Annotated in this window: 18 protein-coding genes; 2 read left to right on the forward strand and 16 right to left on the reverse strand. The window is 33.7% G+C overall.

The features are described 5' to 3' along the window. Window positions 1–122: 122 nt before the first annotated feature. Both ACZM4J_RS04905 and ACZM4J_RS04910 read left to right on the forward strand, forming a co-directional pair. Window positions 123–926, forward strand: a complete 804-nt coding sequence (locus tag ACZM4J_RS04905) for a hypothetical protein (protein WP_022165247.1) — start codon at window positions 123–125, stop codon at window positions 924–926. Between the two features lie 123 nt (window positions 927–1,049). Continuing rightward, complete coding sequence (locus ACZM4J_RS04910; protein WP_428245104.1) at window positions 1,050–2,711, forward strand: ComEC/Rec2 family competence protein; 1,662 nt, start codon at window positions 1,050–1,052, stop codon at window positions 2,709–2,711. Between the two features lie 127 nt (window positions 2,712–2,838). Here ACZM4J_RS04910 and ACZM4J_RS04915 read toward each other — a convergent pair whose 3' ends face one another. The 16 genes from ACZM4J_RS04915 to ACZM4J_RS04990 form a co-directional block, all read right to left on the reverse strand. Beyond that, window positions 2,839–4,386, reverse strand: a complete 1,548-nt coding sequence (locus ACZM4J_RS04915) for a hypothetical protein (RefSeq protein ID WP_489485699.1) — start codon at window positions 4,384–4,386, stop codon at window positions 2,839–2,841. Between the two features lie 47 nt (window positions 4,387–4,433). Next, window positions 4,434–5,144 carry an ABC transporter ATP-binding protein gene (locus ACZM4J_RS04920; protein ID WP_022165244.1) on the reverse strand — a complete coding sequence of 237 codons (711 nt, stop codon included), beginning with the start codon at window positions 5,142–5,144 and terminating at the stop codon, window positions 4,434–4,436. A gap of 241 nt (window positions 5,145–5,385) precedes the next feature. Continuing rightward, complete coding sequence (locus tag ACZM4J_RS04925; RefSeq protein ID WP_022165243.1) at window positions 5,386–5,619, reverse strand: cysteine-rich small domain-containing protein; 234 nt, start codon at window positions 5,617–5,619, stop codon at window positions 5,386–5,388. Window positions 5,620–5,621: 2 nt separating this feature from the next. Continuing rightward, entirely contained in the window at window positions 5,622–6,497 is an 876-nt protein-coding gene (locus tag ACZM4J_RS04930; protein WP_412336105.1) for a DegV family protein, read from the reverse strand. Between the two features lie 33 nt (window positions 6,498–6,530). Then, window positions 6,531–7,418: a DegV family protein gene (locus tag ACZM4J_RS04935; protein ID WP_022165240.1), complete on the reverse strand. Its 888-nt coding sequence runs from the start codon at window positions 7,416–7,418 to the stop codon at window positions 6,531–6,533. Window positions 7,419–7,527: 109 nt separating this feature from the next. Next, the gene (locus ACZM4J_RS04940; RefSeq protein ID WP_489485700.1) at window positions 7,528–9,177 is read right to left on the reverse strand and encodes a fibronectin type III domain-containing protein; all 1,650 of its coding nucleotides are present in this window, start codon (window positions 9,175–9,177) and stop codon (window positions 7,528–7,530) included. 375 nt (window positions 9,178–9,552) lie between these two features. Then, window positions 9,553–9,909, reverse strand: coding sequence for a P-II family nitrogen regulator (locus tag ACZM4J_RS04945; protein WP_022164922.1), 357 nt, complete (start codon window positions 9,907–9,909; stop codon window positions 9,553–9,555). A gap of 20 nt (window positions 9,910–9,929) precedes the next feature. Next, window positions 9,930–10,286, reverse strand: a complete 357-nt coding sequence (locus ACZM4J_RS04950) for a P-II family nitrogen regulator (protein WP_117999935.1) — start codon at window positions 10,284–10,286, stop codon at window positions 9,930–9,932. Between the two features lie 56 nt (window positions 10,287–10,342). Beyond that, entirely contained in the window at window positions 10,343–11,584 is a 1,242-nt protein-coding gene (locus ACZM4J_RS04955) for an ammonium transporter (protein ID WP_022164920.1), read from the reverse strand. 324 nt (window positions 11,585–11,908) lie between these two features. Then, entirely contained in the window at window positions 11,909–12,079 is a 171-nt protein-coding gene (locus ACZM4J_RS04960) for a hypothetical protein (RefSeq protein WP_022164919.1), read from the reverse strand. A 103-nt stretch (window positions 12,080–12,182) separates the two neighbouring features. Further along, window positions 12,183–14,165 carry a leucine-rich repeat domain-containing protein gene (locus ACZM4J_RS04965; RefSeq protein ID WP_489485702.1) on the reverse strand — a complete coding sequence of 661 codons (1,983 nt, stop codon included), beginning with the start codon at window positions 14,163–14,165 and terminating at the stop codon, window positions 12,183–12,185. Window positions 14,166–14,286: 121 nt separating this feature from the next. Beyond that, a complete protein-coding gene (locus ACZM4J_RS04970; protein ID WP_022164917.1) occupies window positions 14,287–16,071 on the reverse strand; it encodes an ABC transporter ATP-binding protein in 1,785 nt (594 codons plus the stop codon). Window position 16,072: 1 nt separating this feature from the next. Further along, window positions 16,073–17,851: an ABC transporter ATP-binding protein gene (locus tag ACZM4J_RS04975; protein WP_412336095.1), complete on the reverse strand. Its 1,779-nt coding sequence runs from the start codon at window positions 17,849–17,851 to the stop codon at window positions 16,073–16,075. A gap of 192 nt (window positions 17,852–18,043) precedes the next feature. After that, a complete protein-coding gene (locus tag ACZM4J_RS04980; RefSeq protein WP_428245101.1) occupies window positions 18,044–18,484 on the reverse strand; it encodes a MarR family winged helix-turn-helix transcriptional regulator in 441 nt (146 codons plus the stop codon). 286 nt (window positions 18,485–18,770) lie between these two features. Next, on the reverse strand, window positions 18,771–18,989 hold the full coding sequence (locus tag ACZM4J_RS04985) for a DUF1858 domain-containing protein (RefSeq protein ID WP_022164540.1): 219 nt from the start codon (window positions 18,987–18,989) through the stop codon (window positions 18,771–18,773). A gap of 284 nt (window positions 18,990–19,273) precedes the next feature. Then, window positions 19,274–23,203 (reverse strand): S8 family serine peptidase, encoded by a 3,930-nt coding sequence (locus tag ACZM4J_RS04990; RefSeq protein WP_489485705.1) that lies wholly within the window; start codon window positions 23,201–23,203, stop codon window positions 19,274–19,276. Window positions 23,204–23,563: the final 360 nt, after the last annotated feature.

The raw sequence follows: 23,563 nt of genomic DNA on the forward strand, positions 1-23,563 counted from the left end.
ACATTCTTCCTTTTTTACAATGTAATAATGTTGCTTTTCTACCTATATTTAATATATAATTACATACATTAGAGTTTTGGAACGTTTTTTGTAATTAAAATACTACGGCGGAGGTATTATTAATGAAATCAAAGTTTAAATTAGCCTTTATACTATTGGCTATAGGATTTATTTTGTTAGCACTTGATGTGGATGTATCTACAGGCGTCAAGTATCCACATGACTATAGTAATTCCAATAATGTTATTGGAGAATTTCAATACTACAATATTGCATCAAACTATGGTGCTAAATGTACTTATAAGCTTATTGATACTTCAGGTTCTTCTGGTTCAGCCTTAGAAAAAACACCTTTGGTTTCCGGCACTACGGATTCTACAGGCACAACCCAGACAAAGGTAATCGACAAAGTATATTTTGGAGCTGTACATATTGACATTTTCAATGATGGACTTGGATTTATCTTAATTTTTATTGCATGTTTTTTATTAAAAAAAGTAAATAAAAAATTCAGTTATGGTTCTTTAAGTACATTTTGTGGCTTAATATTGCACATACTATTAAAAGCACTTCCTTTTGTTTTCAATGGTTTGTTATTATGTAATTTAGCCATGTTTATTGGAATAGCTTATATGTGTTCAATTATTTTAACCACCTTTTTATTTACAGGCGGGTTATTTGCAATGTGTCCTGATGTATGTTGCAGAGACGAAAGAAAATGGGGAAAAATCACATGGTTTGTGTCTATGGTACTTATAGTCCTAAATACTTTTGTATTTTGGATTGGTTCAGACTATAGTGCTTTACAGTCTTTAGGCAAATTTTCTGAAGGACTTTTAGTAATTGATATTCTAATTTTTTGGATAATTTTAAGGAGGGTATATTACTATTTAGAACAATCTTATGAAAAAACCGTTAATGCATAATTTATGTTAAATTGATTTTTCAATTTTAATGGTCATGAATATTTGATTTATACTTATGGTATTTTTCTGATGAAATGCTTTTATAAGATTTTCTTACTTATTAAATGGTAATAAAAAAGAAAAATGAAAACAGCTTATGTAACTTTAAAAAAACTTTTATTTGTGTTAGCCATATTATTATGTTCAACATGTTTTTACGCTATGCACGTATCGGCTAACGACAACGAAATGACATTTCATTCTATTTATGTTGGCTCAGGTGATGCCCTTGTAGTTGAGAGCAAGGGACATTACATGATTGTTGATTCAGGTCCACCAAGTGCATCTAAGTTAGTTGCCAATTATATTAGCAAATTAAATATACCTGATAATAAAATAGATTATGTAGTTGCCACTCATCCTGACGGAGACCATGTTGGTAACTTCAATAAAATTTTTGAGAAATATGAAGTTGGACAGGTTTTCTATTCGCCTTGCGTTAAAGGTAACAAAACTTATTCAAAATTCATTAATAGCGTAAAGGAAAAGGGCTGTCCTTACAGAAATCCTATTGATGGAGAATCTTGGAAGCTTGGAGATGCGACTGTAACTGTTGTTTATGATGGTTTTCAGGGAACAACTTACAATGAATGCAGTATTGTTCTAAGAGTAACCTGTGGTGGTAAATCCCTTTTGCTTACAGGCGATTTGCCTTCAACAATGGAAAAGCAGTTACTTGCTAAAGGGTATAATTTTAAGGCTGACGTCTTAAAAGTTGGTCACCATGGTGCCGGTTCATCATCCTGTACCGCTTTTATAAGGGCCGTTCAGCCGCAATACGCAATAATTTCTTCTTCAAGAGCTTCAACAGCAAGACTTCCAAGAGCTTCTGTTTTAAAAAGACTTGCTTTGCAGTTCGTTAAGGTTTACAGAACAACCGATAAGGATGTTGTATTTAATTTTATAGACGGAAAAATTTCAACACCTAATAAGGAAAGTATCAAGTACACATGTATAAAGAACGGAACCATTGCTTTATCTTCCAAGGTCTTCAGATCAAAGGGAAAAGCAATTACTCCTAGTGTTTCTTTAGTTGTAAATGGCAAGGTAGTTTTCCCTTCCGAATATAAGATTAAATATTCTTCAAATAAAAATCCCGGTGTTGCCAAAGTTAAACTTACGGGATTAGATAAAAAGTTTGTCGGTACCTGCACAACCACATTTATGATTCTTCCTAAAAAGGAAACCATAAAAACTAAGACTGTTAAACTTAACAAAATCAAACTTGGCTGGGAAGGTCAAAAAAATGTTACCGGTTATTATTTGAAATACTCAACTAGTAAAAGTTTTAAGAAAAATGTTAAATACAAAATTTTTAATAACGAAAAGAATTTAAACACTACGATAAAAGGTCTTTCTTTTAATAAGAAATATTATTTCTCTGTTCGTGCTTTTAAAAGCAATATTGGAGACGGCAAGTGGAGTAAAACAATTTCTCTTAAAACAGAAAAATTACCGATTCCTACAAAAGGATTTTTTACTGAGATAATTGAAAAGACAAAGAGCATAAAATTACAGTGGAAAAAACAATCTTCCAAATATAACGCAGGCTATATGATTCAATATTCACCTGACAAAAAATTTAAGGATGATGTTGAAACTGTAACTATTAAGAAAGCTTCAAAAAATTCTTTTAAATTGAAGAAGAAACCAAAAACAAAAGACTACTACATTAGAGTAAAAGGCTACAATAAATACTGCGACGGCAAGTGGAGCAAAGTTAAAAAAGTAAAATTTGCTGATTAATTATTTAAATATTAAAGAACCTGTATACAATTTTTATATACTACTCTCCTTACTGATTTTTGTAATCCGGTAAAGACTTAACATAAAATTGTATACAGGTTCTTTTTTAATAATATTTCTATGTAAACTAAAGATTTCTAAATATTTCTGTCCCCTTATCTTTTAACCACTTATATGCAATAAGTAGTAAGCATAGCAGCACTAATACTAGAATGCCTAAATATGTATCCGCACCTATCCAATCTACACATACTTTCAAATACACCACTGCCATTACTGCAATCATTGCCCATGCTAAAAGTATTGCAAGAAATACACCAAAGCTTTGTTTTACAGCTGCCGCCTCAGTAACCCAGTTTAAATTTGGCATTTTCAAATTAATTACCAGGCCCAACGCACCATTAAGCATTACGAAAATAACGGGAACAACTGTAACTAATATTATCTGCAATATTGATAGTTTAAATGCAATGCCCAGTATCACACTACATATAACCATAGGTGTGATTGTTATTATATTATGAAGTTTTAATTTTGCTCTCAAAATCTGCCAAGTGTCCACAGGCAATGTTTTCGCAATCCATATATTTTTTCCTTCTAGAGAAATTGATGGTGCGGTAATATCGTTCATTGACATAACTGCACAAATCATCAAAGTTATGCCAAAACTAAGATATACACTTCTGATGCCTGTAAGGCTTATGAGCCTGTTTATTTCATCTATTTTTATTACTACTGCTACTGTTATGACTATTATAAATAAACAGCCTAGTGCGCAATTTAACATATACACTGCGCTTGAAGTAAATCTTTTTAACTCCCTAAACAGTAATGCTTTGGAGACGCTTTTTTGCTTTTCAGTTTTTATTTTATAAACCTTTTTCTTTTCGCCTTTGTTTTCAGTAGCTATGTTGAAAAAACTTTTTGCCAAAACAAAAATTACAACTGCCAGCAAAATTAGAACCATTAGCGAAAATATTGCCATATATTTCACATTACCGGTAGCTCCCTTACCCATTGCATACAACGGATATGCTGCCCCTTTTATTTTTTCTCCAACAACTGCCGCCTGAGCAATTACCCCCTGCATTACATCATAAGCTTTATACGATATATAATAGTAAATTCCGAAGAATGCCACGGACACGATTATTGTCACCAGATTTTTGAATTTCAATCTTGAACTAACCTCTGCCACTATCCAGCCTAATATACATGACATTGCCAGTAAAAACAGTGAATTCATTATTGTAATTACAATACAACCGATAATTCTTCCCACAGTTATGTCTGCATTAAAAAAGTATACTATTGCCGTTGGTATCATTACTAACAACTGATAAAACAAACCTACAATATACACTCCGGCAACTCTAATTAGCAATATATATGGTGCCGGGATTGGAAGTGACATTAGCAAATCATTGTCTTTTGCCTGATACAAGCTTGCATAAGTGTTAAATACACTTCCAATTACTCCAAATGTAATCGCCACCATTCCCATTATAACAAAGTACAGCCAATCTAATCCTACCTGTAAAAATGGCTTGCAGAATATATTTGCCATACTAAAAAACACTACAGCTACAATTGCAAACAAAACTGTGTATACAATTATGTATGATGCCATTTTTGTTTTTGACATTTTCTGTTCATTTCTCTTATTTCGAAACATTAGAGATATAACTTCCCTAAGTTGCTTTTTTAATAGGGCTTTTATCATTATTGTTCAGCCTCCATTTCTAGGAATACTGCCTCTAAAGATTCGTCACCCTTCACTTCTTCCATTGTGCCGGATTTAATTAACTGGCCATTTTTTATAATTGCAATTTTATCGCACAATTTTTCAGCCACTTCCAACACATGAGTTGAAAAGAAAATTGCCCCACCTTTGTCACACACATCCCTCATCATTTCTTTTAAAATATGAGAAGATTTTGGATCTAAACCTACAAATGGTTCATCCATTATTATTAGTTTTGGATTGTGAATCCAGGCTGAAATAATTGCCAGTTTTTGTTTCATTCCATGAGAATAGGCACTAATAGGCTGTGCTAAATCATCAGTTAATTCTAACAAATCACCATATTTCTTAATTCTTTCAGTTCTGTCTTGTGAACTTACATTATAAATATCTGCAATAAAATTCAAATAACTGATACCTGTCATAAATTCATATAAATCCGGATTATCAGGTATGTACGCTATTTTTTTCTTGCATTCAATTGGGCTCTCTTTCACAGACATACCATCCACAAGAATTTCACCTTCATCAAATTTCAAAATTCCTACTATCGACTTAATAGTTGTTGTTTTACCTGCACCATTATGACCAATAAAGCCATAAATCTCACCAGGCTCAATATGTAAAGAAAGACTATCAACTGCCTTCTTGTCTCCAAACTTCTTTGTTAAATTTTCAATTCTTAACATTTTCCCCTCCCCTTTGTATTATTATTAATTTGTCACTGTTTATTAGTATACTCTATTTTATGTATAAAATATATATTTTTATACATTATTGAAATTTTGTCATTTTTATTAAAAGAAAAGAATGTCGCAAGCGACATTCTAAGTACTGAGTGCGTGTTGCCACGCAACTATATTCTTTTTGCACCAGGGTGTATTCCTAGTGAAACATTTATTTATGTTTTTCGTATTATATTTCCTGTAATTAATTGCCTGATAATTTTTCAATTACCTTGTCATAATTATCTTTTCTATGTGGGAAAGTACAATTACTGCAATCCTTTATGTTGTTGCTAAGAATTGTAAAGTTTCCGCCACACTTTTCTCCCATTGAGTACAACGGGCAAAAACAAAATAAGCAGTTAAATTCTTCTCCTTCTGCTATTTTGTGACATGGATAATACTCACACTCTTTGTTTGAAAAAAATTTATAACTCATTATTATTCTTCTCTCAAAATTAAACTTACGCCAATTCCTGCTGCTTCAGGACCTGTATGAACCCCAACAACAAGTGATAACGGATCATAATAAATATCAGGTATGTTAGGAAATCTTTCTTTTACCTGTTCAAGCCAGTTGTTAGCGTCTTCTTCTTTTTCAAAAGTTCCTGCTGCACCAATTCGAATCTTAGATGTATCATTATTTTCTAAAAGTTTGTTTACATATTCTTCTGTATAATCAAGCATTTTTGAAATTGCACGCTTGCTACCTCTAACCTTATCTACTGCGTCAAAATTTTCTCCAACAGTTCTTAAGACAGGTTTAATATTTAAAACTGCTCCAAGAGCTGCCGCTGCCGGTGTAACTCGTCCACCTTTCTTTAAATATTTTAAATCATCAACAGTAAGATATATTATTGAATCAAAGGCATTTGCCTCAAGTGCTTCTTTGATTTCCTTTGCATCTTTTCCATTATCAGCCATCCAGATTGCATCTAAAACAGCCTGACGCATAGTAACAGAAATTCTATGGTTATCCACTACCTGAACTTTGCCATCATATTCCTCAGATAACTGAATTGCCGCATGGCATGAATTGCTCAAGCCACTTGATAGTGGAATATAAACTATCTGCTCATAACCTTCATCTAATAACTTATCCCATCTATCCATTATATCCCCTGGAGAAGGCATAGATGTTGTTATGTTTTTATCTGATTTCAATTCTGCGTAAAATTTTTCCTTAGTCAAACCATCTTCCTGATAAAAAGTTTCCTCTTCGATAACTATTGGTGTGTAAGCTAAATGTACACCAAGTTCCTTTGCCTCATTTATATCAATTCCAGCATTACTATCTGTTAAAATTGCTATCTTCATTATTTTCTCCATTCTTAAAATCTATAAATGCACTTAATCAACTCTTTCGTCGCCCCAGAAGAACAATGCTACTGTTCCCGGACCTGTATGACTGCCAATTGTTGTTCCTATATTGTATATTTCAATTTTCCCTTTTGTATTCGGAAATTTCTCTTCTATTAAGTTTGCAACAGCCTTAGCATCTTCCATACAAGCTGAGTTACTTATATAAACTTTATCATTATATTCTAATCTATTGTCAGCAAATTCTTCCATCTTTTTCACAATAGCCTTGTATACTTTTTTCTTGCCCTTAATCTTTGCTCTTGGAATTAATTTTCCTTCGGAATTCACATTAAGCAATGGACATATACCAAGTATACCGCCTACAATACCGGAAGTTTTTGAAACCCTTCCACCTTTAATGTAGAATGTTAAATCAGTAGAAAAGAACCAATGATTTACTCTTCTTTTGTTTTCTTCAGCCCACTGATATACTTCATCTATTGTTTTTCCCTGATCTCTTAAATCAGCCAACTTGTCCATTAATAAACCGAACCCGGATGATGCTGCCAATGAATCAACAACATAAATTTTTCTGTTAGGAAATTCTTCTTCCAAATTAGCCTTCGCAACTAATGCAGAGTTAATTGTGCCTGAAATTCCTGATGACAATGTTACATGCAATACATCAAGTCCCTGTTCTAAAAATTTCCTAAAATGTGCCTCGTATTCTTCTGCATTTACCTGAGATGTTTTGGTTTCTGCTCCATCAACCATTGCCTGATAAAAATCATCTAAACTCATTGATTTTCCCAAATCATCTAAATATTCTTTTCCATCAAGTTCATAATGAAAGAAAACACACTCAATATCCCTGTCCTTAAAATGCTCTTCTGTTAAATCCGCAGTTGAACAACAACTAATAATATAATCCTTCATATCATACTTTCCTTTCAAACTAGCAAACACTAAGCCATATTTTAGACATTATAACATTTATAGAATTTTTAAGCAATCCGCCATAAATAATGGATATTAATAATTTGTATTATTTTACAATATAAACTTTACTCCACTTGCCATATTTTTTATTTTTACCTACTACTTTAACAGCTCTTACTTTTATGTAATACTTTTTACTTTTTGCCAATCCGCTAAATGTGTAACTTGTTTTCCTACTTAATTTTGTTTTAGTTTTTTTCTTTTTAAATTTCTTGTTGTCGCTTATTTTAATCTCATATTTATTTGCATTTCCTACTTTATTAAATAGTAAACAAATTTTAGTTTTATTTTTATTTTTATTTTTCTTTTTATATGCTTTTTTGATTTTCACTTTTACCGGTGCTTTTACTGTTACGTTTCCGGTTGTAGGACAAGCCTGAGAATCTGTTCTCTCTGAAATGCCAGTTTCATTTTTTGATGTTTGAGAATTGTCTAAAACTCCATTATCTGTTGTTTGAGTTGCATTTGTTGTTATTTCATTACTTGTTATTACATCTTCTTCTGAATTCTTTTCTGTAGTTGAGGTTTCATCTCCTACAAAATTAATGGCTACTGACATCCTTACATTATAATAAAAATATTCCATTATAAAAGAATATGTTTCCCCTGCTTTTAAATAATATTCTATGGTGACATTTTTACAGTCTTCTGCATTTTCTTCTGCCATTGCAACGTAATTTTTGCAATTTTTTGTGTAGTCTTTGTCTTTGTACAAACGCAAGGTTCCTGTATTAAGTCCTGTTGTATATAGCTTATAATAACCTGATTTTTCGGGAGTAAACTCTAATAATGTTGTATACTCGTCTAAATCTTCCAACTTTTCTCCTTGGTTCATTGTATATTTGTACTCTATTACCTTTGTCTGGCAATATACTTTTTCAAAGAACTTTTCATTTTTATACACCAATGCTGAATATTCACGGCAATCGGCATATCCATCACATTTTGTCTTAAATTTCTTATCTGTGCCTAAACATATATTGTCGTCTTTTTCATCCTCATCAACGTCCCCTTTATACCATAAATATGTCATGTTTTTTGGATTTTTTATTTCCTCACCAATAATATTATATAGCACCGGTTCAAACTGTATTTCCTGATCATGTAATCCATAGTTATCAATATCTTTGGTACAGCCATATGTCTCATCCATATCCATTTGTTTAACTATTACATTACATGCAATTGAGTGAAAATTACTCTCCTGTAAATCAAAATAACACATCTCCCCTCCAATTAACTTCTTACTTATGCAACAGTTTAAACGAAATACCTTGCTACTATTCCCGCCACTTTGTATTTGTGTTCCATTTGAGTCATACAAACGAACATAAGTAGCTGAACTACCTACTGTATAGAAAGTGTATATGGCTGTTTCCTTTGGGACAAAAGAATATCTGTACATACAGTTTTCCGGTCCTATAAGCTTCACTTCCATATCTTCTTTAAGTTCACCCTTATTTACAATAGTAATTTCCTGATTTTCATCTTCGTCATCATAAATATTACTATCAAGCCAACTGCTACCTGCTTTTACAGCATACAAATCTCCACCTCCCAAAGATGATACTGTAAGGGTTAATGCTAAAAATAAGGCAGTTATTCCTTTTCTCACATATCCTTTTTTGTAGTTTCTTACTTTGATTAAACCTTTATTGTGGCTTAATTCTAATAGTTTGTCCTTAAGTTTTCTCATTTTATATAATCTCCTTCTTTTTACGGCTTTCGCCTTTCTCATATATTTTGTAACATTTTATTATGTTTTAGTCAATGCACTTTTTGTATAAAAATATTTTTTATTTATATTTACGCCCTAAGCACGTGTTTCTTTAGCAATATTTTTCCTTTCGTGCCAGAATGTATCTCCAGTAGAACGTTTATATGTAATAAGAAATTACATATAAAAAGCAGACAATCTTTCTCACTAAATGTAAGACTTTAAAGTTTGTCGTAATACTTATACGAATTTCATATTACCACGATCAATTACATATATAGTCCATTTTTTAATGAGTTTCATTGTCTGCTTTTCAATAAAGCTACTGTGCTTTTATTTATTTATATACCTAAATTATTCCTGCTGCTGTATTGCATCATAACCTGTCTCACCTGTACGGATTTTCTGTGCGCTTCTTACTTCATAAGTAAAAATCTTTCCATCTCCATAGTCTCCTGTGTAGGCAGCTTTCTGAATGGCTCTTACTGTTAAGTCTGCCCAATCTTCAGATGATACAATTACATCGACTTTAACTTTAGGTCTTACTTTTGTTTCAAGTTTCATGCCTTTAACCCAGTTATCAGCACCTCTCTGTGCGCCGTAACCTTCAACTTTTGTTACTGTAACACCATTTACCTGAATGTTATCTAATGCTGCAATAACGTCCTCTGCTTTTTCTTCTCTGACAATTGCTTCTACCTTAATAATCATTTTACACATCTCCTTACTTTTTATTCCTGACGCTGAATGGCGTCATAGCCGGTTTCACCTGTTCTTATTTTTACAGCTTTTTCTACAGGATAGCAGAAAATCTTACCGTCTCCGTACTCTCCTGTGTAAGCAGCTTTTTTTATGGCATCTATAGTTTTATCTGCCCACTCTTCAGATGAAACAACTATTTCAAATTTAATTTTAGGTTGCATTTGAGGTTCAACTTCCATACCTCTTACAATTTCTTTGTAGCCTCGCTGTAATCCACAGCCCATAACCTGTGAAACAGTAAGACCATTTACTTCTATGTCCATCAAAGCGTTTTTTACATCTTCAAACTTTTCTTCTCTGACAATGGCATCTATTTTCATTATCATGATTTAATCCTCCTAATAATCAACTATTTCCAATATAAATATTTCTACTCCACAATTTACTGGTCCATACCGTTGAAACTTGGATATGCACTTTCTCCATGCTGGGAAATATCAAGTCCTAATTTTTCTTCACGGTCTGTTACTCTAAGAGGTGTAAATATTCTTACAATTCCAACACATATAAGTGTACCCACTACAGCTATTGCTATTGTAATGAGAATTCCTTCAATCTGTGCTGCAAACAATCTCCACTCGCCATATACAAGGCCATCCCATTTTGCTACTGAATTAATAGAACTTTTACCGAAAATTCCTGTTGCGATGCCGCCCCAGATACCACCAATGCCATGGCATCCAAATGCATCAAGTGCATCGTCAATTTTTAATTTTTTCTTTACTAAAATAACGCCATAATAACATATTGGGCTAACTAATGCTCCAATAATAAATGATGCCCAAATTGGTACAAATCCAGCTCCCGGTGTAATGGCAACCAAACCAAGTACCAAACCTGTTGATGCACCAACCAAAGTTGTTTTCTTATCATTTACCATATCAATAAACATCCATGACAAAAGGGCTGCTGCCGATGATATTGCCGAAGTCATAAATGCATGGGCTGCAAGCCCATCTGCTTTTAAAGCACTACCTGCATTGAATCCAAACCATCCAAACCAAAGAATTGTAGCTCCTAATACAACAAACGGTATGTTGTGGATTCTATATGTCATTCGCTCGTAACCTTTTCTTCTTCCAAGAACAATTGCGAGTACAAGGGCTGTTACACCTGAACTAATATGTACAACGTCACCTCCTGCAAAGTCTACTGAACCTAATTCAGCAAGAAGTCCGCCCTGGCCCCATACCATATGAGCCAATGGATAATAAATCACCAAAGACCATAATGCTATAAAAATAAACAAAGCCTTGAATCTCATTCTGCCTACTACTGCTCCTGTTATAAGAGCTGGTGTAATAATGGCAAACATCATCTGAAATGCACAAAATACAAGATTTGGTATTGAATCTGCATACGGTCCTACATTCCAACCTATACCTTCTAATCCAAACCATCTAAAGTCACCAATAATGCCTCCATGATTTCCGCCAAATGCCAATGAATAACCGAACAAAGCCCACATAACTGTTGCCAGTCCCATAATCATAACAATTGCCATCATGGTGTTGACCACATTTTTTCTCCTAACTAAACCTCCATAAAAGAATGCCAGCCCCGGTGTCATAAAAAACACCAACGCAGAGCAAATGAGTATAAACCCTGTGTCTCCTGAGTTCATAACAAGTACCTCCATTTCCTATACATATTTTCCTAATCTCCAATTAAGACATTTTACTTAAAAAGGGGGGGTTAAAATGTCCCAAAAAGCAAAACAAGGACGTGCGACAAATAATTGTCGAACGTCCTTGTTCATTGCAAAGTTTATCATTTGAATGTAAAAAACACAAGTAAATTTAGTGTTTTGTTAATTTTATTAACTTTTTTCTTTATTTATTAAACATTTACAATATTTTATAAGTTTTGCTTATTTTGCGTAGGCTGCTTCCCAGTTAAATGTAACCTTGTTAATTGTATAACTCTTTCCTAAATCAACTACAAACCACTAATCATCTGAGGATTTTGAAGACCATCTTGTGCTTGTATCATTATCTACAATCTTGTCTCCACCAACAGTTGCATTTTCCGCTGATGAAACCTGAACATTTTTACCTAAAGCAATATTTGTATCCTTTGATACAGGTGTACCGTCAACTGTAATTGTTGATGATGCCATTGCTGATGTCAATGACGTTTTACACGGCAGGCAAAAAAAAACTCCTTCGATTAATAGTTCTAACCTACTAATCAAAGGAGTTCCATGTTTATTGATTATAATTTTAAAATCCCATTTTGCTTTTACTTATTCTACAAACAAATTTTATCTGTAATTCACTTGTATTGTCAGGATTTCCGCAATATAGCGATGCACCTGATTCAAATGTGAAGAATATGTACTTATTCCTGCTCATACAAATTCCCTCAAGCATACATGGCAAGGTTTCTGTTTTTACAGGACTGCCAAGTCCACCAGCCTTGCTTACTTTTTTCTTGTATGTAATTAAGGATGAGTTCTTTAATCTGCCATAAGACTGAGCAAATATAAATCTTCTATTTGTTTTACTTATTTTCTGAACAATTAGTCCCTGACTGTTAGCCGGAACATAATAACTGAACTTTCTTGTGAACGTTAATTTTTTCTTTTTAATTTTAACTTTGTAGCCCTGCATTGTTGCATAGTTTGTATTAGCACTTTTACCTGCCCAAAAATAAGTCCCGTCAAAAATTGCAAAGTCTGCATCTCCTGAGAATCTCACACGATAGCCAGGTTTTAATACTTTTCCATGCTTTGCTTTCTTTATCTTGCTGTAACTGTACACAGCTCCATAATCAGGTGTTGATATGTTATTTAAGGAAACAACAAGTCTTCCTTTTACATTGGTAATTGCGCCAACATGATCATAATTAGGCAAGACAATATTTTTTACAAATTTTCCGGTGTACTTACTGTAAACAACCAGTATTGAACGCTTTGCCAAATGCTTATGATACATGGAAACTATTACATATTTTCCAAGAACACAGGTCCCCTGGGGTACATAGTCTGATAAATATTTTAATTTGTATTTATTCTTGTCACCGGCAGTTACTTTTGCCAGATAATTGTCGTAAATTGTCTGATTTGCTGCTCTTCTTTTCTTTTCTGAATTAGTGTAATCCCACTTTAACTTCTTTGCTCTTGCATAAGCCTTTCCTTTTGAGTTTGCATATACAAGCAGTGTTAATTTACTGTCATTTGTAAAAGCACCGTCACCAATTGAAACAATAGTTTTGTAAAGTGTTATCTTTTTAACCTTTGAGCAATTTTTAAATGCGTATTTACCAATGGTTTTAATGTTACTTGACATTGTAAAACTTGTCATGTTTTTACAGCCATAAAACGCGTATGTATTAATAGTTGTTGTAGTGCTTGGAAGCGATACTTTTTTTAAAGATGAGCAACCATAAAAAGCTCTTGCGCCAACTGTTACTGTTGTTGATGATATTGAAACAGTCTCAACGCTGTTAGCGTTCTTTAAAATATTTGAAGGAATTGTTTTCATACCCTTCTTAAAAGTAACTGAGGTAACATTAGATTTTGAACCTAAAATCTGATTTCCATATGTAACGGAACTTGGAATTGTCAGTTTTTTAAGTGCCGAACATGATGCAAATGCCTTGTAACCTATTGTCTTCAATGTGCCTGGTAATGTAACTGTTTTTAAAGCATCACAACCCTTAAATGCATATTGATAAATTGTTGCAATTTTGCTGTTGTCTGCAAATTTTAATGTTTTAATATACTTGCAGTCTTCAAATACATATTCATTAATAGTTGTTACTTTTGCAGGAATTGTAAGAGTTGTTATTGTCTTGTCCTCTTTGTCTCCCACATACTCTACAAGCACACCCTTTTTTACTCTATATAAACCGTCAATTATTTCACTACTTTGTGTTGTAACAGGCTCTGTTGGTGTTTCTGTTTCTGATGGTGTTTCCGTTGGTGTCTCTGCAGGTAAATCAGATGATGTTTCATCTGTAGCTGTTTCAACTGTCTCTCCGCCACTTCCTGTAGGGACCACTTCTCCTAAGTCACCGCTACCTGTATTTTCATTTTGACCTGTAGTAACTTCAATGCTACCGGCTTCTATTTCTGTTACCGTATTAGCTGTCCCTGTGGAAGCTTTTACATCTATAGAAAATAATTTTAAGCCAAACCCACATTGTGTAATCATTGCAATAGCCAAAACAAGGGCTATTTTCCTTATCATTTTTTTAGTCATAGTTTTTCCCTTCTTATGTTCCCAATTTTCCAAACATACCCATTCTACCCTAAAATTATGATGAAAAATAGCCCTTTTCTGCTATCCTATAAAATTATACTAATTTTGTACAATATATTTCTTATGACACCTGTTCAAACTGGCTATTATACAGGTCAGCATAGAATCCTTTTTGCTCCATTAACTGCTGATGATTTCCACTTTCAATTATATCGCCGTCTTTTAAAACAAGAATTATATCAGCGTTCTTAATTGTTGAAAGTCTGTGAGCTATAACAAAAGAAGTTCTGCCTTTTGTTAATTTGTCCATTGCTTCCTGTATTTTAATTTCTGTTCTTGTATCAACAGAGCTTGTAGCCTCATCCAAAATCATCATTGGAGCATCCTCAACCATTGCCCTTGCAATTGTAAGAAGCTGCTTTTGTCCCGCTGACATATTTAACTTTTCATCAAGTATTGTGTCATAACCTTTTGGTAAGGACTTAATAAAATGACTTAACCCTGCTGCCTTACATACTTTATCAAGCTGTTCATCAGTAACATTTTCTTTTCCATAAGCAAGATTTTCTCTGATAGTTCCCTCAAAAGTCCATGTATCCTGTAATACCATGCCAAATAAATCATGTATATTCTCTCTTGTTAAATCCTTAGTTGAAATGCCATCGATTTTTATGTCGCCTGAATCAACTTCATAAAATCTCATTAAAAGATTTACTAATGTACTCTTTCCTGCACCTGTAGGGCCTACAATGGCAACCTTCTGTCCCGGTTTAACATGTTCATTAAAATCATGTATGATAACTTTATCCTTTGTATAGCCAAACTTAACATGGTCAAATTCCACATCACCTTTAATGCTTTTTGGCAGACTTTCAACCTTATGGCTTTCATCTTCCATTTCTTCAGACTCAAGAAATTCGAAAACTCTTCCTGAAGCTGCTGCTGTGGACTGAAGCTGTGTAGCCGCCTGTGCCATTTGCGCCAAAGGATTTGTAAATAATCTTACATAAATCATGAAGGCAACAATTGTACCGAAAGTTGTATAGTCGTTCATTACCAAATATGCACCCATTACACAAACTGCAACATAAGCAAAATTTCCTATAAATGCCATAATTGGTTGCATTAAGCCTGAGAAAAACTGTGACTTCCAATCGCTTTCGCACATTTTTTCATTTAATTTAATAAACTTCTCTTTTTCCTTTGCTTCTCCATTAAATAATTTTACAATGTTATGACCTGAGTAAACCTCCTCAATGTGACCATTCATTGCCCCTAACCATTTTTGCTTAGCTGCAAAGTATTTCTGTGAATGGCCCATTATTAAGAACATTAAAATAAATCCAATTACTGATGCAAGAATTGCTGTTATTGCCATAACCACATTAGTATATACCATCATCACAATTGAACCTACAAACATGGTAACTGCAGAAACCAGTGTGGTAATACTACTTTGCATTGTTGTACCAATTGTATCCACATCATTTGTTACTCTTGATAACACGTCACCTGTTGTGGTTTTATGAAAATAACCAATTGGCAGATTGTTAATTTTTTTAGAAATATTTGTTCTAAGTCCCTTGTTTAATTTCTGGGTGACAATAGTCATTATCAGCGATGTAATATAACTTAGAACTGTTCCCACTAAATACAAAACTATCAAGAAAACACAAATTGACACTATACCGTCAATGTCCATTTTTCCTGTTAGGCCTGCTGAGATTTTATTTGTAATGTCGCTTATTTTGTTTGGGCCGATTAATTTTGTAACTACACCTAACATGTCGCATATAACCGCAATAATCATTACTGCCCAATATGGTTTACAATATTTCACTAATTTTCCAAGAGATTGGAAGGTGTTACCTGTTGGTTTTTCATAAGTCATTCTTCTACCATGCATTTTACACTTCCTCCTTTTCCAATTCTTCTTTTGATAACTGTGAGTACGCTATTTCCTGATAAAGTGGACAATTCTTCATTAATTCACTGTGAGTTCCGTTGCCAACAATTGCTCCATCTTCTATAACTAAAATTCTGTCTGCGTCTTTTATTGTACCAATTCTCTGAGCAACAATAATATTTGTTGTATCTGCAATTTCCTTCTTAATTGTTTCTCTTAGAACTCTGTCAGTTTTATAATCAAGAGCTGAAAATGAATCGTCAAATACAAGAATTTCAGGTTGCTTTGCAATTGCTCTTGCTATTGATAAACGCTGTTTCTGACCACCAGAGAAGTTTCTACCTCCCTGAGCAACCATACCGTCATATTCACCCGGCTGATTTTCCACAAATTCTTTTGCCTGGGCTATTTCAACAGCCTTTTCTATATCATCCATATTAACTTCTGCTTCACCGTAACCTACGTTGCTCTCAATTGTTCCTGAGAACAAATATGCTTTCTGTGGTACAAAACCTATTTTGTCTCTTAATGCCTTCTCTGAATAATCTTTTACATCTACTCCATCTATCAATATCTGTCCTTCAGTTGCATCATAAATTCTAGGTATTAAGTTAATAATTGTACTTTTTCCTGAACCTGTTGCACCAATTAAAGCCACCGTCTCTCCTCTGTGTGCCTTAAAATTAATATTGTGAATTACATTGTCTGCTGCGTCAGGATATGCAAATGAAACATTCTTAAACTCAACTTCACCTTTTAATGTTTCTTCACCCTGTTCTCTTACGCCGTCTTTCATTGAGACTTCTGTGTCAAGAACCTCGTTAATACGCTTTGCAGCAACTGTTGCTCTTGGTAACAAAATAAAAATCATTACCAATAACAAAAATGCCATCAGTACCTGCATTGCATAAGATGTAAATACAACCATATCAGAGAAAAGTCCAACTCTTTCCTTTATGGCAGCCATGCCTGTAAGTGCAACATTGTTTATTAATATTGCTCCAATCCAGTAAATACCTAAAGTTAAACCATTCATGGCAAGATTAAGTCCCGGATTCATAATTGACATTACCAAATATGCCTGTAAATTGTTTTTTGTTAATCTGTTATTTGCCTTGTCGAACTTTTCTTCCTGATAATCTTCAGCATTGTAAGCTCTCACAACCATAAGACCTGTCAGGTTTTCTCTTGTAACTCTGTTTAAATCATCAGTAAGCCACTGAATTCTCTTAAACTTAGGTAATGCAAAAATTACCACAAACAATAAAATAAAAATTACAAAAGCAACTATGGCCAATGTAAGCGCTGTCCACTCAAAGTTCTTTGAACTGATTTTGGCTACTGCCATTACCGCCATAATTGGAGCTTTAATCATAACCTGTAAACCTAAAGCTATAACAAACTGTATCTGTGTAATATCGTTAGTTGTTCTTGTAATAAGACTGGCAGTTGAAAAGCTGTTAATCTCCTTATCAGTGTAAGACATTACCTTATCGTAAACATCTTCCCTTAATCTCTTTGAAAAATTAGCGGCTATTTTTGCAGCAAAAAAGCCAACAACTATCGCTGATGCCAGCGAGCCTAGGGCACAGCCCATCATCTTCCCACCAGCCGTAAATATATCTGACATTTCACTGCCCTTTGTCTGTACAAGCACTGTTATGTCCGACATATAATCAGGCAACTTCAAGTCCAGCTGAACCTGCAAAACAATAAACGCAATGCTTACAATAACCATTGCCCATTCTTTTGCCTTCATATGTTTAAGTAAACGAACCATAATTCCTCCTTGTTATTCCTTAATAATATACCAACTAATAGGACATATTATTTTATTTTGTTTTATTCTAATGTACCAATATATTTTAGCACTCCACACTCTTCGGTGATAGTTTGTTTTCAAACAATACTATTCCTAAAAAAAAGAAATGTCAACAACATTCATTAAAAGTTTACATTTCTTTTTCATTTGTTATTTATTTTCAAGAAGTCGGTTAAGATTATCCCACATTTTCCCGGATACTCTTTTTACGACCTCTCTCTCTTCATCAGTAACACCTTTCATTATCTCATTTTCTGTTTCTTTCATTACCTTATTCAGTTCTTCCAAAATCGGCATTGCCTTTTCCTGTAAAACATAATGTATCACTCTTTTGTCTTTTTCATCGTGAATTGCCTTCACATACCCCTGATTACAGAGATTTTCCATTGCTGTGGATATGTGCCCCTTGTTCATTTTTGATACAAACTGAATATCCTTTGCTGTATTATTTTCTCCACAACTGTTCAAATAACCTATTATTCGTACATCTGCTTTTTTTATATTATATTTTTCCTGTATGCCCTGAGTCTGCTTTTTAAATAACTGTTTAAAAGCCCCCTCCTGCATAAATTTATTCACTCCAAAATGCATATTATTACACCCTTTTATCTTTGATATACTTAATGTTACTTGTTTTTGGAGAATATTTCAACTTTTTGATTAATAAGGAACCACGAATGTGGCCAGCCACATTCCACGCAACCAGCACGTTTTGTTTCCACACTATCTTCCTTTCATGTGAGTGTACATCCCTAGTGGAATAATTTATATGCAATAAGAAATTCTGAAGTAATTTTTTATTACATATAAAAACAGCTGTGAGACTGTTTGCATAAACAATACCCACAACTGTTCTTGTTATCTCTACAGTTAAAGATTATTCTTCAACTTTTTTGTTCTCGAAATATTTATTAATATTAACTAATAATTCATCAGGGTTAATTCCATGTACCATAGCAGCTTCTTCTAAAGATTCTCCAATTGATGATGGACATCCGATGCAATGCATTCCTGCTTCCATAAGAACGATGGCTACGCCTCTGTCTATTGATAAAAGTTCACCCATTGTCATTTCCTTTGTAATCTTTACATCCATTACTGTATCCTCCTTCAAGATTTTGTATTCCAAACCGGCATAATCATCAAATCCGGTTCATTTACTATTGTGTGCCTTATCCTGCAACCATATTCATTTACTAGGATATTGTCACTTACAGTTCACTATTATAACAACTTTCTAAATCTTTGCAAATAATAAATTTTTTATTACATAGAAAAGCGATTAACCGGTATTATTTTTTCCAATTAATCGCTTTTTATGATTTCAAAATATTGTGCTTTATTATTACTAAATATTCAAATTAATCTACAACAAACACTTTATTTCTTTTTTGCCTTTTTAGTTTTAGCCTTCTTTGCTTTAACTTTTTTAATAGTCTTAACTTCTGACCAGCTTCCGTATACAGATTTCTTGCCAACTTTTGTATAGGCTCTGGCTTTTACATAATACTTTTTATTCTTTAATTTCTTTAAAGTAACTGATGTCTTCTTGCTAGTTACATACTTAGTTGTTTTCTTTGTAAACTTCTTTGATGTTGAGTAAGCAATCTGATATCCTATTGCATTTGAAGCCTTTGCTAAAGTAAGCTTAAGTTTCTTTGCTGTTCTCTTGGCTTTTTTAATTGAAGTTGCGCCAACCTTTGTTACAGTAACCTTCTGTTTTGTATAAACTTTTGCTGTTACCTTGCTGCCTAATGAATTAGCTCTTGCTGTATAAACATATCCGTTTTTACCTTTAGCAACATTCTTACCATTAACAGTAAACTTTGTTATTGTAAAGTTATCGTCAGCTTTTGCAATAAGCTTAAATGTATCACCTGGCAAATAGTAGCCTGTGCCTTCTACATAACCGCCGTCTGTACTGCTGTCTACTACATTTGTATATCCACTTGTTACATTAATGTATACTGATTCAATTCCTGCTGTGACTTCTTCTTCGTCACCGTCAATGCTAACTGCACTAGATTTCTTTGTAGTTCCTTTTCCAAAGTTCCAATCACCGTCGTCATCATTGGCCATCTGATTGTTACCATAAAGAACGTATAACTTGTCCTGGACTGTTGTTGCTAAAACATTATCCGCCTTAAAGTTTTCGCTGTTTAAGCTGTAACCTGAAGCCTTGTAGGAATCTGAACTAAGGTTGTATGTAAATGTATCTCCAAGACCTTCTGCCTTTAAATCTGTATAAATAACACCGTTAGAAATTGCACCAATCTGCGCTTCTGTTATACAGAATTCCTTACCATTAATTGTTTCCTTGTAAGCATCTGTAACTTTTCCAATTGTAGCCTTAGATACAGTCCACTTGCTACCATCAAAAATCAAGTTCTTTGGAGTTGATTCTGTTCCGTCTGTTCCCAATGTTACAATTAACTTATTTCCAACCTGAACAGCTTTTGCACAAGCTCGTCCACTTGGCAACTTAGCAACTGTTGTCCACTTCTTTGCTGATAAAGAATACTTCATAACTGATGTATCAAGACTTCCATCCTTCTTAATTCCGCCGAATAAATATAAGTCACCATTATATGCTACTAAATTGTAACCAAATGCCCCCTTAAATTCTTTTGGAACTGCTGTTAATTTCTTCCAACCTTTATTAGTATCATAGTATGCAAGAATTTCTTCTTCTGTGTAACCTAAATCTAAACCTACTGCTCCATAAAGCTTTCCGTTTGTGTAGACAAAATCGCTGTTAGCATATACACTACCGTTTAATGCATACTTATATTCTGCCCCGAACATTTCTGTTGTAAATGGGAATCTTCCTTCATCAAGTTCTGAAGTTCTACCTGCATCTTTTAAAGATTCCTGTTCTTTTAAGATTTCATCTTTTAATTCAGGGAATTTTTTAATTAATTCATCAATATCAATATCCTGACTATTTGATAAAGAACTCCACATAACAATACCTTCATCAGTAATGTATGCCACTTCCTGACCTGTTGATACTAACTGACCGCCTAACATAGAGTTTATGAACTTCTTGTCAGATGTGAATGCTTTACCACATGAGAAGTAACATGTTCTCTCTATTGTTTTTTCTTCTTTTTGAATCTTAATATTTAAAGTTTTATTCTTATAGTTATTTCCGTCAAATGTAACTGTCTGATCATTGTTTGAAAGCTGTTTTACTTCTGTATTGTTTACAAATACTTTAGCATCTTTAAGGTATGAACCTTTAATTTCAACCTGTGATTTAGCGTTCATCTGAATCTTACCAACGCTAATGCTAGGTGTGTCAACCTTTGTTAAGTCCAGTACACCACTTGATGAAACTTTGTTTGCTAATGCCGGTATCTCTCTTACAGAACCAAGCACTCTGTTTTTAACATCTAATGAATTACTGTTACCATATGTATTTGCAATGGCTGCTACTGCACCTGTAACATGTGGTGTAGCCATTGATGTACCATTATAAAAGTCGTATTTTCCAAATTCGTCTGCATTAACATCTTCTTTGCTTACACCAAAATCTTCTACACTAAATCCATACTCGCCATCTGTTGAAGCAACTAAAGCAAGAATAAGAACTTTCTTAGTATCTTTTTTAACTTTACCTGAAGTTGAAAAACTTAAATGTGTATAACAATTATCCTGCTCTAAGTGTGACATACCTATCATTTCTGCATTAGCAAAATCAAGTTCTCCTGAATCTTTTACATTACAATCAAAAATTCCATACGTTCCAATTGTATCTTCATCTAAAAGACCTGTAATGTTTGTGTTGTCTTTTTTAGGTTTCGCATTTACCTTTAACATTGCACTTACTGTTACAGGAGTTGAAGATTTTTTCAATTCGTATGGTAAATAGAAATTATACTGTTCTTCTGTTGCAATATTGCTTACAGATAAATTAAGGGACTTGTTTGTATTTTTTGCTTCTCCAAAATATGAATTGTGAGTTGTAGTTGCTGTGAATTTTGCACCCTCATCATCACTTGAATGTCCCCAAGGAGCCTCCCCCTGTGCTGCATCTTTTACGATAGCTTCATCTTCAACTACATTAACTACTTTTTCTGTGTCGTATGTATAGAATGTACTACTTAAATCCATTGGGTTTTCGTAAATAGATGGATTATAGCAATTATATGAAACTGATGAGAGAATGTTAGTTCCCGGTGCTGCAATGTCTACATTATCTTTTCCATAATTAGAGAAAGTTGCAAGTTCATCATTTTCATTACTTGCTGCAACTGAAATAATGTAATCGCTGTCAATACAGGCAGGACTTGTGTAATATTCATCTACATTTACACCATCATTTCCTGATGCTATAACTGAAAGTGCACCCTTCTTACCAACCATTTCAATAACAGCTTTTAATGCATCTTCTGTTTCGTCTGCATCACCGCCCCATGAGTCATTTACAGCTACAACATTTGTGCCTAATGACTGCGCTTTATAAATATAGTTATAAGCACCTATAGCATCTATTGTTGAACCTGAACCTTCTTCATCGAGGCATTTAAGTGCCATGATCTTTATGTTATCACTTTTTGCAGTTCCACTTATACCAACATTGTTGTTAGACTGTGCTGCAATAATACCTGCACAGTGACTACCATGACCGTTGTCATCTAATGGATCTGCATCTTCATTAGCAAAATCATATCCATGTTTTCCTTTTAGTTCACTTTCATCATAAGGATTGTTCCATATTTTATCTTTTAAATCTTCATGTGTGTAATCAACACCTGTGTCAACAATCGCAACAACTTTTTCCTTATTGTCCTTGTCAGCCAAAGCGCTGCTGTCAGCGTTAATATCTAATCCCTTTGTGCCGCCATTTTGACCAACGTTTTCCTGAGACCACTGATATTTATAATACTTGTCATTATAATCTGAAGCCTTATAAATATAGTTTGGCTGAACACTTATAACACCAACTTTGTTCTTCATCTTTGCAATAAGTTCTTCTGTTGAATATGAATCTGATTCAACTAAAGAAACCTTCACGTCTGAAGCATCATTGTTACTATAAGTTTTCACCTTTCCTTTGCTTTCCTGGAAATCATATGTTTCTTTAATTTTTACCTTACTGTCTGTAATACTCTGTGTTGAAACATTCTTTCCACTTTCCTTATATAGAATGACTGCCTGTCCTTCTACATAACTTTTTTCCTTTTTGTTTTTGTTGTTTTCTTCTTGTTTTATGTCTATAGACGCCTTTGCTGTGAAAGGTGTTCCACCTAGCGCTAATGCTGCTACCAGCATAATAGACATAATTTGTTTGAATGTCTTTCTCATACAAACCCTCCTATAAATTTATTGTTTTTTGGGGCATTGTTACTTAGCAAATGTACGATAAATTTGTTATGCCCACAAAAACATTTATAATTATACATTATTTCGAGCAAAAAATCACTTTTATATCAAAATTTCTTTTCAAACACGACACTCCTCTTATTGATTTGTAAACAAATCAATAAGCACGCGGCATTCTCTTTAATTTGACTTTTTATGCACGACACTCCCCTTATTGATTTGTTTACAAATCAATAAGCACGCGGCATTCGCAGAATGCCGCTAAATAAAAGAAGAGACAGGCTCCCGTTTATGCAAGCATAACGGGTTGCCTGTCTCTTCTTTTATTATGTCGCTTTGCTC

Source organism: Eubacterium sp., assembly GCF_057858645.1.